This is a genomic window from Domibacillus indicus (assembly GCF_023715895.1).
GTDB classification, from domain to species: domain Bacteria; phylum Bacillota; class Bacilli; order Bacillales; family Domibacillaceae; genus Domibacillus; species Domibacillus indicus_A.
Genome location: NZ_JAMBOO010000004.1, coordinates 183,416 through 199,347 on the forward strand (window position 1 = coordinate 183,416; position 15,932 = coordinate 199,347).

A 15,932-nucleotide genomic window follows, 5' to 3' on the forward strand; every position below is an offset into this window, starting at 1 on the left:
GTGTTTTTTCTGTTTAAAGCAGCATTCTTTTATTTGAATTCAGCTGTATTTCCTGCTTTTCCAGCTCCATCAGCTTTGTTTTCTTGATTTTCAAATGATAAACCGTGTAGCACAGCAGAATAAAGGGAATGCCGCAATAAAGAGCCATACGCTGCTCGGCATTAAATGCCATACTGATTAAAACGGTACAGTTCAGGAGGAGGCCAAGCATCGGCAAAAACGGATAAAGCGGCGCCTTGAATTTTAAATCCTCTACTTTTCCGCCTTCACGAAGATATTTTCTCCGGAAAGCAAGCTGTGACGCGCTAATGGCAATCCAGCCGACCTGCGCCCCAAGTCCTGCGATCGAAAGCAGCCATACAAACACGGTTTCTTCCGCGAAAAAGCCAGATAAAAGCGACAGCAGGGCGATCCCGAGCGTTAAAAGCAATGAATTCATCGGGACGCCTTTTTTGTTTACTTTCGCAAGTGCCGGCGTGGCCATGCCTTCTTTTGAAAGAGCGTACAGCATCCGGGACGCCGCGTATAAGCCCGAATTTCCAACGGACAGCAGAGCGGTTAAAATAACAAAGTTCATGATATCAGCTGCATAAGGAATGCCGATGCGGTCAAACACAACAACAAATGGGCTTTCAAGCACGCCCGCCTGATCAGACGGAATCATGCCGGCCAAAACAAAAATCGATAAAACAAAAAACAGAAGCGTACGCCAGACAGACTGCTTAATTGAGCGGGGAATCGTTTTTTCTGGATGTTCACTTTCCCCTGCCGCAATCCCGATCAGCTCGGTGCCTTGAAACGAGAAATTCACCGCAATCATCGTAATGATAAGAGCAGAAAGACCATTCGGCAGCAGGCCGTCCTCAATATAATGAGAGAAATACGGTGCCTCCTGGCCGCCTTTCATATCGATCAAGCCAAACATCGCGGCGCCGCCTAAAATAATGAATAACACGATCGCCATAATTTTGATGCTCGAAAACCAAAACTCTGCTTCTCCGAACGCTTTTGCAGACAAGGCGTTTAAAATAAAAAGTATACCGGCAAACACGGCAGACCATATCCATGTGGGCACATCCGGGAACCACCTGCCCATCAGCTGACCGGCTGATAGAAATTCCAGCGCCACTGTGACAGCCCATCCGAGCCAGTAAATCCATCCGAGTGTGAAGCCGGTTGCCGGTCCGATAAATTTAGTGGTATACGTTTGAAAAGAACCTGATACCGGCATAGCTACCGCCAATTCCCCGAGGCAGGCCATCGTTAAATACATCACAAAGCCGCCGACTAAAAAAGATAATATGGCTCCGCCGGCTCCGGCCTGGCTGATTGTATAGCCTGATCCAAGAAAAAGGCCGGTTCCAATTACACCCCCAAGCGAAATCATAAATAAATGCCGTGTTTTCATCGTGCGCTGAAGCTCCTGGCTGCCAGGCTGCTGCATACGATCTCCTCCTTACATCTTTACTTGGAAACGTTTCCAAATGGTTCTTCTTATGGCTGTGTGCAAATTTAGTACTACATCTATTTTTCCGAAAACCGTTAAAAGAAAAAGAATGCTAATGTGCCATTCGATTGATTGAAAGACAATCTTTTTTGCGTTTGGCTGCAAAATTTTGCAGGGGGTAAAGAACAGCCGACTTCTATTAAACACATAAAAAGGGGAATCGGTCAATCCATCTGAGGAACAGAGTTCATTCCAAAAAACGATTGAACTGGAAAGAACCCTCTTTCTATAAGAAGAGGGCCGATAAGGCGACAGGCGCACGGCTTCGCTTTCCATGGGGCAGGCGCTGAGCCCGTCTTTGCAGCACAGCTGCCCAGCCGGTCTCAGCCGGCCCGCTCGTCCCATAGGAGTCTTCGCCGCTCGCCCGTCGCCTATGCGGTTGGACAAAAATGAACAGCCTGAAAGATACACTTTCCGCTATCATCAAAGCGGTAAAAAGCAAATGTGAATATGCCTTCTTTGCTGCTTTTAAGAAAAAAATGGGGAAGTCTGGTCGGCTTCCCCTATCGGCTCTTTTTAAGAAGCGATGTTTCTCGAAAAGAAACCTGCTCTTTTTAATAGTGAAAGCTTTTGTGAAAAAAGACTGACGGCTTTGTCGACAGTCTCAAAACCCTCTTTCTATAGAAAGAGGGTTCTTTCAGTTAACCGCCAAGAAAAAACAGGACAATCGGAATAGTGAGAATACTCAACAGCGTTGTGATCAATGTTGTGAAGGAAACGAGGTCGGGTTCTGTACCGAATTGAATCGCAAACATGGTTGTATTCGCTGCAGCGGGCATGGCTGCCAGAAGAATCATCACGTCCTTTAATAAATCATTGGCCGGTATAAAAGAGACGATGGCGGCAGCGAGAAGCGGTGATACAATCATACGGATCACAGAGACCGCGTTGACGTATTTGTATTCGACCCGCTTTGTCGCAATCACTGCCAGCTGCATGCCCAGCACAATCATCACGGTTGGAATCGAAGCATCTGCCACTAAGCTGATCGCGTCCATAAACGATGGCGGAATCGAAACATGCAGCAGCTGAAGCAAGACACCGAGAAAGGCTCCATACAAAACAGGCATCCGCACAACCCGCTGAAGCGACTGCTTTAAGGTCGTTTCTTCTTCGCCGCCAAGAGACGCCGCAAACAAGCCGATTGTATTCATTAGAAATGATTGAAAGACCATAATAATAACCGCGTATTCGAAGCCTACAGCGCCAAAAGCAAACAGCACAACGGGTGCTCCGTAATTGCCGCTGTTCATAAAAACACCGCCCAATACCATCGCCGCCATTTTTTGGCGGCCGGCTTTCATAAAAAAGCCGGTAATAAGTACGACGACAATGAGGACAAGCGATAAAACGAGGCAGAAAACCGTAATGTACACGTATTCCATCGTTAATTTGTTGGCATAAAAGGTTCGAAAGGCAAGAAAAGGCGACATTAAATACAGTGCAGCCATCGAAATCGAGCGAATTTCAAATCCGATCCATTTTTGGCCGAGATAGCCGGTTAAAAAAATCAGGAATGCTGGCAGCACAATCATAAATAATTCCAAAACGAGGTCATCTCCGTCCCATTTCAACTCTTTCTTTATCATACCAAAATTTTTTGTCGAAAACAGGCGAATTTCCATTCCTTGCTATAGGCGAGCGAGGCTGATTCGTGTACAATACAAGATGTTGTTTTTCAGAAGTAGAGAGAAATTATCTGAAAAAACCGACTAGTCGGTTAAAATATATGTTGGAGGAAAGTATGAACGAAACAAAACAAGTAAAAATTGTAACAGCTGATCCGTCAGCAATTGGCTTGTTCGGACTGGCCATTGTCACACTTGTGGCCTCATCTCAAAAGCTGGGCTGGACAGATGGATTGTCTCTAGTGATTCCATGGGCCATTTTTCTCGGCGGTATTGCGCAGTTTTACGCATCTATTTTAGACGCAAAGCATAATAACACATTTGGTGCCTCTGCTTTTGCAGCATACGGCCTGTTTTGGATGGGAGTCAGCTTATCATGGCTGATGAATCTAGGTGTATTTGGCCAGATCCTGCAGGAAAATGCGGATATGCACCAGCTTGGTTTTGCATTTATCGGTTATCTTATTTTTACGGTCTTTATGACGATTGGCGCACTGGAAACAAATAAAGTGCTGTTTATCATTTTCTTTTTAATTGATTTCTTATTTATTGGGCTGTCCCTTAGCTCATTTGGCATTATGGAGCATGCATCGCATCAGCTCGCTGCCTACTCAGAGCTGCTTATTTCACTGTTCTCGTTTTACGGAGCAGGCGCGGCTGTGCTGAACACGCATTTCGGACGCGAATTTCTTCCGGTTGGCAAGCCGTTTGGCATCATTAAAAAAGGGTAAAGGATGTTCCGTCGGCTATTTAGCTGGCGGGCTTTTTTTTATGAAGTGAAAGGGCTATAATGGGGGCATTGAACACGATTGGGGTGATTCAGTTGGACGCCTTGCTTGAGAAACAATATGACATCATGGACGTCAGCCTGCTGGCGGGAAAAATTATGCTGGAAAACGGCGCCGAGACGTACCGGGTAGAGGATACAATGATGCGGATTGCCCTGTCATACGGTATTGAAGAATCACACAGCTTTGTAACGCCGACAGGCATCATGTTTTCGATTGAAACAGATGAACCGACAAAAACAAAATTAATGCGGATTTCAAAACGAACGACGGATTTATATAAAGTAAGCGCGGTGAATGCCATTTCCCGGCGGATCAGTGCGGGGGAGCTGACCGTTTCCGAAGCATACAAGGAGTTGAAAGCCATTCAGAGAGCGCCCATGTTTTTTTCTTTTTTGGTACAGATTGCAGCGGCGGCTTCAACGAGCGGCTGTTTTGTGATTTTATTGAAAGGGTCATGGGACAATATGATTCCGGCGATGCTGTCTGGAGCACTTGCTTATTTTCTTCTATTAAAAGTAGCCGATATCGTCCCGACGATGTTTTTCTCCGAATTTATTGCGGCTCTTGCCGGCGGCGCGGCTGCATACGTGTTTTTCCGGCTCGGGCTGGGCAGTGATCTTGATCGAATTATTGTGGGTACACTGATTCCGCTTGTTCCCGGCTTGTTAATTACAAATGCGGTCCGTGACTTAATGGCCGGCCATTTTCTTTCCGGACTGGCCAAAGGAGCAGAAGCGCTGTTAACCGCTCTTGCCATTGGAACAGGAATCGCTGTTGTCATGACGTTTATTTAAGGAGGATGCGGGCATGACCGTTTTAACAAATATGTTTTTCAGTTTTGTGGCAGCCGCAAGCTTCGGGATTATGTTTAATGTGCCGAAAAGCCTGCTGTTCAAGTGCGGCACCGTCGGTATGGCCGGCTGGATGGTGTATTATTTTTTATCCGAGCACAGCATTGATTCGCTGCCCGCAACGATTGCTGCTTCCTTTACCATCGCATTGATCGGCCATGTATACGCGAGGGTGTACAAAACGCCGGTTATCATTTTTACGATTGCCGGGATTATTCCACTCGTTCCTGGAGGCACGGCGTATCGGGCGATGCGTTCGTTTGTACAAAACGATTATAATGCCGGCATTAATCTGGCGGCAAAGGCATTTATGATTTCGGGTTCTATTGCACTCGGACTGATCTTGTCCGATGTATTTTACCAGCTGATTTTGCGGAAAAAAGCGCCTGCCGAAAAAAAGCAGGCATAGAAAGAAGGGGCACTTTGCAAAAAATAAAACCATACTTACTGCTCATTTTAGTGATGATGATTTGGGGGTTTAACGTCCCGCTCATAAAAATATTAGTCAGCACAGTCGAGCCGGTGACGATCACCGCATTTCGTATTTTCACGGCATCACTTGTTGTATTTATTATTTTGACCAGAATGGGAAAAGTTCATTGGCCCGCTATTTATCATTGGAAGTATATTTTGGGCGGCGGCTTGTTTAATGTTTTTTTTCATCACTTGTTTTTAGGGCTTGGCGCTGCTGGAACAAGCTCTGTTCATACAGGCATTATATTGGGACTGGGCCCAATTTTAACGGCCTTCATGTCCGTTCTTTTTTTCCAGCGGGGATTGTCCGCGCTACGGGTGCTTGGCTTTTTAACGGGAACAGCCGGTGTGCTGGTGACCGTACTGGGCGGAGGTGCTGGATTAGGAGGATTTGTGCTTGGCGATTTGTTTATTTTCTTCTCGATTACAGCCCAGGCCTTCAGCTTTATTTTAGTAAGCCGCGCTGCGCGTGATATCGATCCGCTTTTGTTGACCGGTTATATGCAGCTGTTCGGTTCATTAGGACTGTTTATGACGAGCTTTCTCTTAGAGCCGAATGGCCTCGCATCGCTTCAAAACGTCCATTTCCAAACCGTCATTGTGTTCCTTGTCTCTGCAGTCGGAGCAACAGCGGTCGGCCATTTAGTGTACAACAATACGATTACAAAAATCGGCCCGGCCGAAGCGGCGATTTTTTTAAACTTAAATACTTTTTTCTCAATCGTCGGATCTGCGGTAATTCTGGGGGAACCGATTTACTATTACCACTGGCTCGGGCTGCTGCTGATTGTGCCGGGTGTGTTAATGGGATCAGGCGCACTGGAAGAAATGATTCGCAGGCGCAGGCGCGCTGTAAGATAAACAAAAAAGCCCGGCTTCTGTTTTTAAAACAGAAGCCGGGCTTTTTTTAAAGTGTTTGCGCGGTTTCACAGTTTTTCTTTTTCAAAAGCGGACAGTATGGGCATTTCTCGCACCCTGGCACTTCCTTGTATAAGCAGCACGTCAGCCGGCTGAAGTTTGCCATCGCCTCCTCCGGTTTCTGCTTGCGTAAAAAACGTTCATATTGCGGCAGAAGCGCAAGGTCGCGGGTATCCTTTAAAATATGCACATACATCCAAAGCGCATAACCGAAAATATTTTCCCGGGAAATTACTGCCGGCAGCTTCGCTTCTTTCGCAATCATTTGGATCACCGGCTCGGCCATCCGGTTCAGCAAAAAGTCCGCTCCTTCGTCACCGCAGGAAATCCAGTTTTCATGCTTCAGCCGAAATAAAAGAGGCCATCCGTCTCCGCCTCCCATGACGATCTCCACTTTATCAGGATCACCGTCCCATATGCGCCGCTCTTTTGAAAAAACGGCCAGGTGGCCGGCAAGAAACAGCCCATACCGCCGCATAAACATCGATGCCGCTGCTGGAAGAGACGTTACTTTTAAGTTCTGCTCCGCCGAAGCCATCAGCAGCTGTGCATTACCTGCCCATTCTGTTACGGTTCCCATTGCTTCGCCTTCATTTCCAAACGCAAACATAGCACGGTCCACGCCGGCCGCCCCCTTTTTTTCTTTATTATAAATGAATGTCATTCTCACAATCAATGTAAGCCGTCCGCCGTGTCGTTCGCTTCTTTCTTTCATACCGTGTGAGTAAACGAAAGGAGTGGCAGCAGATGAAAAAATGCGGCTGTCGTCGATGCGGTTGCAAAAAAGATCCTAACTTCCGTCCTGAAAAAAAATCGAGTGAAAAGGGAGAAGAGAGCGGACGGGCGAAAAGAAAAGCAGCATCTTCTGAGAAGAAAAGTTCTTTATCTAAAAAAAGATAAGAGAAAAGCAGGTATTTAGGAGTGTTTTACACTGCTCAATACCTGCTTTTTTCATATTTTTTTAAATTTTTGTTAGAAAATCTGACAATTCGCAACATTAAGGCAGAGTTTATGGTATATTAAATTCATCAGATAAACAAAGTTGTTCAAAAATAAACAAATGAACAATATTGTATAAATAGAAAAGGAGGTACATAGAATGGAACTAATGATGCGTAACGTATTTCAATTCATTGGACAAAATCAATCAGCCAATAAATTAGCAAAGAAATATGGACTGCGTTTCGGTGCCGGCCGGTTTGTTGCCGGGGAAACGATCAGCACGGCCATTCAGGCAGTAAGAAAATTAAATGCAGAAGGCAAAGTGGTCACGCTGGACCATTTAGGCGAGTTTGTTTTTACAGAAGAAGAAGCAGCCGAATCAACCGCTATGTGTATCCAAACACTTGATGCCATTGCTGAAGCGGGTGTTACATCGAATCTATCATTGAAGATGACATCGCTTGGTCTTGATATCAGTAAAGAGCTGTGCATGCGGAATATGCGGAAAATTTTAGACCGCGCCGTACTTCACAATAATTTTGTCCGAATTGATATGGAAGATTATGCACACGCCCAAATCTCTCTTGATATTTATAGAGAGCTTCGCCTTGATTACGATAACGTCGGAATTGTTATTCAAGCGTATTTATATCGTACGGAGCAGGACATTGCAGACTTAAACGAGCAAAGAGCTAATCTTCGCCTCGTAAAAGGCGCTTACAAAGAGTCGCCGGAGGTTGCATTTCCAGAGAAAAAAGATGTAGACGAAAATTTCAAAAAAATCATCAAGCAGCATCTGCTGAATGGAAATTATGCGGCTGTAGCGACACATGACGAGGACGCTGTCGCTTACACGAAAGAGCTTGTCCGCGCACATAACATTCCGAAAGAGCAATTTGAATTTCAGATGCTGTACGGAATTTGTGAGGATCTGCAAAACAAGCTGGTAGAAGAAGGCTACAAAGTCCGTGTATATGTACCATACGGAAATGACTGGTTTGGATATTTTACAAGACGGCTGGCAGAACGCCCGGCAAACGTCTGGTTTGTACTAAAAAACTTATTTTAATTAAAAGGAGACGGTAAAGATGACAACTACAATCGAGCGCACACCATTTAAAAACGAGCCATTCACAAACTTCGCAGATGAAGCAAACAAAAAAGCGATGCAGGATGCACTGGCAAAAGTAAAAAGTGAACTTGGCGGTACATTCCCGCTTGTTATTGGCGGAAAACGAGTAGAAACAGAAGAAGTACTAACATCTATTAATCCAGGGAACACAGATGAAATTGTCGGCTACGCATCAAAAGGAACATCAGAGCATGCAGAAGCAGCAATGCAGGCGGCACTAGCAGCATTTGAATCATGGAAGCACACAGCACCGGCAGAGCGCGCTGAGTATTTGTTCAAAGCGGCAGACTTGATGCGCCAGCGCAAGCATGAATTCTCTGCAGCGCTTGTATACGAAGTAGGGAAAAACTGGGCAGAAGCAGATGCAGATACAGCAGAAGCGATTGATTTTATGGAATTTTACGCACGTGAAATGATCCGTTTAAGCGAAACGAGCAAGCACCAGCCATTAACACAAGTAGAAGGGGAAAAAACAGAGTTAACGTATATTCCGCTTGGTGTTGGCGTCGTGATTTCACCATTTAACTTCCCGCTGGCGATTATGGCTGGAACAACGGTTGCTTCGATTGTGTCAGGGAACACAGTGATCTTAAAGCCGGCAGATTCTGCTCCAATCGTTGCGGCGAAATTTGTTCAGCTGATGGAAGAAGTCGGCCTGCCGGATGGCGTTCTTAACTTTGTACCGGGCGATGGCATTGAAGTAGGAGAATACTTGGTAGAGCATCCGAAAACAAGATTTATTTCCTTCACAGGCTCTCGTGCTGTTGGCTGCCGTATTTACGAGCGTGCTTCAAAAGTACAGCCAGGCCAATTATGGCTGAAGCGTGTCATAGCTGAAATGGGCGGAAAAGACGGCGTCGTCGTAGATGAAACAGCGGATCTAGATGCGGCAGCAGCGGCAATTGTTGCTTCAGCATACGGCTTCCAGGGTCAAAAGTGTTCAGCGGGCTCCCGTGCGATTATCGTTGAATCTGTTTATGACGAAGTGGTTGAAAAAGTAGTCGCGCTTACGAAAGAACTTCAAGTGGGCCTTCCGGAAGAAAATGCATCAATCGGACCGGTAATTGATCAAAAATCATTCGATAAAATTATGGGATACATTGAAATCGGCAAATCAGAAGGCGTTTTAAAAACAGGCGGCCAAAAAGCGGAAGGAAACGGCTATTATATCGAGCCAACGATTTTCGCAGATGTAGATCCAAAAGCGCGTATTATGCAGGAAGAAATCTTCGGCCCTGTACTGGCAATAGCAAAAGCGGCGGACTGGAAAGAAGCGATTGCGATTTACAATGACACAGAATACGGCTTAACAGGCGGATTCTTCTCTAAAGAAGAAGATCGTTTGAGCTATGCACTTGAAAATATGCATTGCGGTAACTTGTATTTAAATAAAAAGTGCACAGGCGCTTTGGTTGGCGTGCACCCGTTTGGCGGATTTAATATGTCCGGCACGGATTCAAAAGCGGGCGGGTATGATTACCTTCTTCTCTTCACGCAAGGGAAAATGCTGGCACGCAAGCTGTAAGAGTGAATCTCGAGCTGCCTTTCTGGCTTTTCAGGTCTTGAAAGGCAGCTTTTCTTTTATCAAAAGGGGGAGAAGGAGAAATGGATATCCAATTACTTATTCCAATTGGCATATACATGGTGGGGATGCTGTTGATCGGCTACGCAGCGTACAAACGAACATCGAATTTATCAGATTACATGCTTGGGGGCCGCTCGGTTGGACCGGCTGTTACAGCTCTTAGTGCAGGCGCTTCTGACATGAGCGGATGGCTGTTAATGGGGCTTCCCGGGGCAATGTATGTACAGGGGCTGAGTGCTTCCTGGATTGCGATCGGTTTGACGATCGGCGCTTTTTTAAACTGGCTGTATGTCGCACCTCGTTTACGTGTGTACACGGAGCTTGCGAACAATTCAATGACCATTCCATCTTTTTTGGAAAACAGATTTGGGGACCGCTCTAATTTGCTCCGGCTGACATCCGGACTTGTCATTATCGTCTTCTTTACGTTTTATGTATCATCAGGCATTGTTTCTGGCGGCGTGCTGTTTGAAACCTCGTTTGGGGTCGATTACAAAGTCGGTTTATGGATTATTGCCGGTGTTGTCGTCGCATACACATTATTTGGTGGGTTTTTAGCCGTCAGCTGGACGGACTTTGTTCAAGGACTTATTATGGTAAGCGCTCTCATTTTAGTGCCGATCGTAACCATTATGAAAATTGGCGGCATCGGCCCGGTTTTTACAGAAATGAATGCGATGAACCCAGATCTGTTTAATATTTTTACCGGGACAAGCGTTCTTGGCATCATTTCATTAATGGCATGGGGACTCGGCTATTTCGGGCAGCCCCATATTATTGTCCGCTTTATGGCCATCACCTCTGTGAAAGAAATTAAAAAAGCACGCAATATCGGCATGAGCTGGATGATTTTCTCGGTCGGCGGCGCGATGCTGACGGGGTTCCTTGGTCTCGCTTATTACTCGCAGCAGCAGGGAGAGCTTGCCGATCCGGAAACCGTCTTTATTACATTGAGTGAAATTTTGTTCCATCCATTTATAAGCGGCTTTTTGCTGGCGGCATTGCTGGCGGCTGTCATGAGTACAATTTCTTCGCAGCTTCTTGTGACGTCAAGCTCATTGACAGAAGACATTTACAAAACGTTTTTCCGCAGGTCTGCATCCGACAAAGAATTGATGCTGATCAGCCGCGGTGCTGTGTTGGCAGTTGCTGTTGTGGCTGTTGGCCTGGCACTTAATAATAACAGTACGATTCTTTCGCTTGTCGGCTATGCATGGGCAGGGTTCGGTGCTGCATTTGGTCCGGTTATTTTAATGAGTTTGTATTGGAAACGAATGAACAAATGGGGAGCACTTGCTGGTATTATCGGCGGCGCGGTAACGGTTATCGTTTGGGCAAGTATTCCGTCTTTGGCGGGACTGCTGTATGAAATAATCCCAGGCTTCTTTGTCAGCACCGTCGCTGTCTGGGCAGTCAGCCTGATGACACCAGCGCCAAGCGCGCATTTAACCCGCTCATATGAAAAATACGAGGAAACGGCATAAAAGAAAGGATGAATCCAATGATCGCGGCAGCAAAAACAGAGCAGCTTAATGTACTTGAACGTACACAACTTGTGATGGAGCAGGCACTGAGTAAAATGTCCTACGGAAAAGACGTCTACGAATTGTTAAAAGAACCGCAGCGCTTACTGACGGTCCGAATTCCGGTTCGAATGGATGACGGTACTACGACTGTTTTCACCGGCTGGCGCGCCCAGCACAATGATGCGGTTGGCCCAACAAAAGGCGGCATTCGTTTTCATCCGGACGTAACCGTAGAAGAAGTGAAGGCGTTGTCGATCTGGATGAGTATGAAATGCGGCTTGGCCAACCTGCCGTATGGAGGTGGTAAAGGCGGCATTCAATGTGATCCGCGGGCTATGTCGATGGGTGAACTCGAACGCCTCAGCCGGGGGTATGTCCGGGCGATCAGCCAAATTGTCGGACCGACAAAGGATATTCCGGCACCGGATGTATATACCAATGCACAAATCATGGCCTGGATGATGGATGAATACAGCCACATTCGCGAATTTGATTCACCAGGGTTTATTACCGGTAAACCGCTTGTACTCGGCGGTTCACTTGGACGGGATTCCTCAACGGCTAAAGGTGTGACCATCGTCATGAAAGAAGCTGCTCGTCTCGCTGGTTTTTCTGTGCAGGGAGCACGGGTGATCATTCAAGGCTTCGGAAATGCGGGCAGTTATCTGGCCCAGTTTCTTTATAAAGAAGGCGCGATTATCGTCGGTGTATCTGATGCATACGGTGCTCTTTATGACCCTGATGGACTCGATATTCCGTATTTGCTTGACCGCCGCGACTCATTCGGAACGGTTTCAAATTTAGTAGAAAACTGCATTACAAATGAAGAGATGCTGCAAAAACCATGTGATATTCTTGTGCCGGCAGCCATTTCGAATCAGCTGACAGCAGCCAATGCGCCTCACATTCAAGCAAAAGTGGTAGTGGAAGCGGCCAATGGTCCGACGACGCTGGAAGGAACGAAAATCCTCACCGAACGAGGTATCCTTCTTGTGCCGGATGTACTGGCAAGCGCCGGCGGCGTGATTGTCTCTTATTTTGAATGGGTGCAGAACAATCAAGGCTACTACTGGACAGAACAGGAAGTAGATGAAAAGCTTGAAGCGATCTTAACAGCTGCTTTTACAAATGTGTATAACACAGCCCAGCAGCACGAAACAGATATGCGCCTTGCCGCTTACATGGCGGGGCTGAAGAAAATGGTTGAAGCTTGCACGTACCGTGGATGGGTTTAATAAAGGAGCGCCCTTTGGGTGCTCCTTTTTTCTACTGAAAAAGATAGATAAAGGAGAAAGGAAGGGATACGGGGTGTCTTTTAAAATAGGCTTTCGCACAGTGAAAACAGCTGTGGCTGTGTCAGCAGCGATTGCCGCCGCAGGGTTTCTTCAGCTTGAGTTTTATGTATCGTCCGCAATCATTACAATCTTATGTGTACAGCATTCACGTCAGAAGTCGCTTCAAAGCGCCCGTGACCGCTTTTTTGCCTGCATGCTGTCGATCCCGTTTTCGTTTGTTTTTTTCGAAGGATTTGGCTACCATCCGCCTGTGATCGGCGCCCTGCTGCTGGTTTTTATTCCATTGACGGTTATGCTGAAAATCAATGAAGGCATTGTGACGAGTACGGTCATTCTCCTGCATATTTACGCATTTGGCCATATGACAGCAGCGGTTGTGTTAAATGAAATCGGCCTCGTGGTGATTGGTATTAGCGCGGCGCTGCTGGTGAATTTGTATATGCCGGGGCTTGAACGCCAGCTCGCCCTTCAAAAAGAAACAATTGAAGCACGCTTTAAACATCTGCTCATTGACGTTGTTCTGTCACTGCGGGACGGAAATCCTTGCTGGAAAGAGGCGGATCTTTTCCATACGGCCCATTTAATCAAAGAAGCGCAGAAATTGGCAGCACGGGAGCAGGAAAACCATTTTGGCCGTTCAGATGACAGCTTCTGTGCTTATTTTGATCAGGCTGAGCAGAAGCTGGCTGCGCTGCGCCGCTTTCTGGACGTCGTTCCGCTTCATGAATCGAACGAAGAACTGGCAGATTGGATCGAATCATTCAGCTATGGCAGCGAAATAAAAGACGGGAAACCCCCTCAGCCTGCCCGCCTTCTTCTTGCTATTTGGGAGATGAATCAGTTTATGGGCCAGCACCCCCGGTAGAAAGGACCCTTCCTTTTATGGTAAGTTAAATAAAAAGGAAGAAAGGGTTTTTTTATGGAACGCATCACCTTTCAGACGGTTCATCCGGACACAGCAGCGGCCGATGCAGGGCAGCAGCTGTCAAACTGCCATTGTATCGTCATTCAAAAAGGCGAGAATTATTATACAATCGAACAGCACGAAGCGGGCCTGCTTTCAGGAGAGGGCACCATTGGTGAATGGCTGGAGAAAAGCGGCTGGCTTCCATCATCAGCGGTTCAGGCCGAAGGAGAAGGCGATTGGGATTGGCGCCGGCCTGTTCTTTACGTACGGGACAACGGCATTGACCAGATCGTCACCCCGGCTATGCGGATCCGCCTTTTAACCGGGTATTTTCATACACTGGCCGAAACGATTAATGATTCCGTGACGGCAGTTGACAGAGAAGGAACCGTTCTTTTCTGGAATACAACGGCTGAAGAAACGTACGGCATTTCCCGGGAAAAAATTATCGGGCAAAAAATCGGTGACCATTTCCAGGCCGAGTCGGTTGTACTTAACAGTGTTCTTCAGCATGGCCAGATCGTCCGGGGGGAATATCACCGTCCGAATGAGACCAACCACGTGCTCATTAACGCTTCTCCGGTTGTGGTAGATGGGAATATAGCTGGCGGCATTGCGACCGAGCACGATATTACCAATATGATGAAGCTGAATGACGAGCTCGATTCAGCGCTGCCCATGCATATACAGGCGAAAGATCCTTTTTCCTCTATTACGGGCAGTGATCCGAAGCTTGCGGCTTCTCTGGAAGCTGCGCGAAAAGCAGCGCACGCCAACATGCCGGTTCACTTAACGGGCGAACCGGGCTCCGGGAAAGAAATGATGGCCCAGGCGATTCATTTCAGCGGCTCCAAAGCAGCCGAGCCGTTTGTTGCGATGAACTGCAGCGTGGTACCGGAATCATTGCTTGAAATGGAGCTGTTCGGCTACGGAAACGACAGCCAGACGGGCAAGCTGAATCAAGCGTGGGGCGGCACACTGTTTATTGGAGATATCGACAAGCTGCCAGCACCGCTTCGGGACCGGCTGTTTGCTTCAACAGAGCACGTCCGGCTTATTACCGCCTCCAGCAGCCCGATCGTACTCGATCAAACAATGGCGATCACCATTGACATTCCGCCGCTTCGAAACCGGAAAGAAGATATTTTACCGCTCGTAGAAACCTTCTTAAAAGAATTCAGCGCCAAATACAACAAACCAATGGATACGATCAGTCCGGATGCGGCGCTTATGCTCACTGAGCATGAATGGCCTGGCAACGTACGCGAGCTCCGCAATGTCATCGAACGCTGCGTCCTGCTTGGCGACGGGCCGGTACTCACCAAAAAGCACCTGCCGGAGGATATGGCCCGCCCCGCTAAAACAGATGAGGCGGCCGCCATTGAGCAGGCACTGCAAAAAACATACGGCAACAAATCCGCAGCCGCCACCCTGCTCGGCATTTCCAGAGGCACGCTTTACAATAAAATGAAAGAATATGGACTTTAACAAAAGAGCCAGTTTCCTGCTGAGGCGGGGAGCTGTTTTTTTATTTTTCGACCGGAAAATGGCTCTCCTGAGCCGGAAAAATAACTTTTGGGCCGGAAAATATCTGTTCAAGGCCGGATTATAATTTTTCCGGCTTAAACAAACGCCATTCTGGACCAGAATAAAAAAATCCGGCCTAACAGTACTTAGGTGTATTCTTATTGAAAGGTAATATTTCCTTGTAAACCGAAAACGTTAATAGTAAGGGAGCCAATTAAAATGAAAAAAACAGTCCGTGTAGTAGGAGCGGTCATTGAAAATGAAAAAAACGAAATTTTATGTGCATTACGTTCTCCAGAAATGACGCTACCGAACTTATGGGAGTTTCCAGGAGGGAAAATTGAAGCAGGTGAAACACCTGAAGAAAGCTTAAAGCGTGAAATTCAAGAAGAGTTAGCTTGCGAGATTGAAGTAGGAGAGAAAATTGAAGAAGTCATGCATGAATATGAGGCAGTGATCGTGAATTTATTAACCTATCGCTCTTGTATTTTAAGCGGAATTCCTAAAGCCGAAGAACATGCAGAATTGCGGTGGGTCTCACGTGATCGATTGAATGAATTAGAATGGGCACCTGCTGACATTCCTACGATTACTCAACTTATGAACGGATATTAATTCTGCTAAAGCGAGAGATCGCTATGCTGAGTAAAGTAAAGGAACTCTACGACGAAGAAAGCACAGACCATGCTACATTTGTGGCAAGGTCTGTGTAGTCTTTATTAAAGAGAGAAAAAAGTAGTTTAATAGAAAAGTTGCCGAATTGGTTTAACTATACAGCTTTCCCCGTTTTTCTTCCATTTCCACCTCCTATAGAACCCCTCCAGCTAAGTTTCTCTCATAATTGTATAT

15 protein-coding genes are annotated in these 15,932 nt (G+C 46.6%); 12 read left to right on the forward strand and 3 right to left on the reverse strand.

Annotated elements, in window-relative coordinates; genetic code table 11:
• Positions 1-13: 13 nt before the first annotated feature.
• Positions 14-1,444 (reverse strand): amino acid permease, encoded by a 1,431-nt coding sequence (locus tag M3221_RS09805; protein ID WP_251271388.1) that lies wholly within the window; start codon positions 1,442-1,444, stop codon positions 14-16.
• A 704-nt stretch (positions 1,445-2,148) separates the two neighbouring features.
• Positions 2,149-3,054 (reverse strand): AEC family transporter, encoded by a 906-nt coding sequence (locus M3221_RS09810; RefSeq protein WP_251271389.1) that lies wholly within the window; start codon positions 3,052-3,054, stop codon positions 2,149-2,151.
• 197 nt (positions 3,055-3,251) lie between these two features.
• Between M3221_RS09810 and M3221_RS09815 the strand changes: the two genes are divergently transcribed.
• The 4 genes from M3221_RS09815 to M3221_RS09830 are packed head-to-tail and all read left to right on the forward strand — an operon-like array spanning position 3,252 to position 6,112.
• Positions 3,252-3,866, forward strand: coding sequence for an acetate uptake transporter (locus M3221_RS09815; RefSeq protein WP_251271390.1), 615 nt, complete (start codon positions 3,252-3,254; stop codon positions 3,864-3,866).
• A gap of 59 nt (positions 3,867-3,925) precedes the next feature.
• Positions 3,926-4,720 (forward strand): threonine/serine exporter family protein, encoded by a 795-nt coding sequence (locus M3221_RS09820; protein WP_251271392.1) that lies wholly within the window; start codon positions 3,926-3,928, stop codon positions 4,718-4,720.
• Between the two features lie 13 nt (positions 4,721-4,733).
• On the forward strand, positions 4,734-5,186 hold the full coding sequence (locus tag M3221_RS09825; RefSeq protein ID WP_242232636.1) for a threonine/serine exporter family protein: 453 nt from the start codon (positions 4,734-4,736) through the stop codon (positions 5,184-5,186).
• Between the two features lie 14 nt (positions 5,187-5,200).
• Positions 5,201-6,112, forward strand: a complete 912-nt coding sequence (locus M3221_RS09830) for a DMT family transporter (protein WP_251271394.1) — start codon at positions 5,201-5,203, stop codon at positions 6,110-6,112.
• A 46-nt stretch (positions 6,113-6,158) separates the two neighbouring features.
• On the opposite strand, the gene M3221_RS09835 is transcribed toward M3221_RS09830, so the two are convergent.
• Entirely contained in the window at positions 6,159-6,791 is a 633-nt protein-coding gene (locus M3221_RS09835; protein WP_251271395.1) for a hypothetical protein, read from the reverse strand.
• 125 nt (positions 6,792-6,916) lie between these two features.
• Here M3221_RS09835 and M3221_RS09840 point away from each other — a divergent pair, with 125 nt between their 5' ends.
• From M3221_RS09840 to M3221_RS09875, 8 genes are all read left to right on the forward strand, one after another.
• Positions 6,917-7,069: a hypothetical protein gene (locus M3221_RS09840; RefSeq protein ID WP_251271397.1), complete on the forward strand. Its 153-nt coding sequence runs from the start codon at positions 6,917-6,919 to the stop codon at positions 7,067-7,069.
• Positions 7,070-7,268: 199 nt separating this feature from the next.
• A complete protein-coding gene (locus M3221_RS09845) occupies positions 7,269-8,180 on the forward strand; it encodes a proline dehydrogenase family protein (protein WP_251271399.1) in 912 nt (303 codons plus the stop codon).
• A 19-nt stretch (positions 8,181-8,199) separates the two neighbouring features.
• Entirely contained in the window at positions 8,200-9,768 is a 1,569-nt protein-coding gene (gene pruA / locus M3221_RS09850) for an L-glutamate gamma-semialdehyde dehydrogenase (RefSeq protein ID WP_251271401.1), read from the forward strand.
• A gap of 80 nt (positions 9,769-9,848) precedes the next feature.
• The gene (putP, locus tag M3221_RS09855; RefSeq protein WP_251271403.1) at positions 9,849-11,312 is read left to right on the forward strand and encodes a sodium/proline symporter PutP; all 1,464 of its coding nucleotides are present in this window, start codon (positions 9,849-9,851) and stop codon (positions 11,310-11,312) included.
• A gap of 17 nt (positions 11,313-11,329) precedes the next feature.
• Positions 11,330-12,589 carry a Glu/Leu/Phe/Val family dehydrogenase gene (locus tag M3221_RS09860; RefSeq protein WP_251271405.1) on the forward strand — a complete coding sequence of 420 codons (1,260 nt, stop codon included), beginning with the start codon at positions 11,330-11,332 and terminating at the stop codon, positions 12,587-12,589.
• A 73-nt stretch (positions 12,590-12,662) separates the two neighbouring features.
• Positions 12,663-13,514 carry an aromatic acid exporter family protein gene (locus M3221_RS09865; RefSeq protein WP_251271407.1) on the forward strand — a complete coding sequence of 284 codons (852 nt, stop codon included), beginning with the start codon at positions 12,663-12,665 and terminating at the stop codon, positions 13,512-13,514.
• 54 nt (positions 13,515-13,568) lie between these two features.
• Entirely contained in the window at positions 13,569-15,044 is a 1,476-nt protein-coding gene (locus M3221_RS09870) for a sigma-54 interaction domain-containing protein (RefSeq protein ID WP_251271409.1), read from the forward strand.
• A 258-nt stretch (positions 15,045-15,302) separates the two neighbouring features.
• Positions 15,303-15,698, forward strand: coding sequence for a (deoxy)nucleoside triphosphate pyrophosphohydrolase (locus M3221_RS09875; protein WP_251271411.1), 396 nt, complete (start codon positions 15,303-15,305; stop codon positions 15,696-15,698).
• Positions 15,699-15,932: the final 234 nt, after the last annotated feature.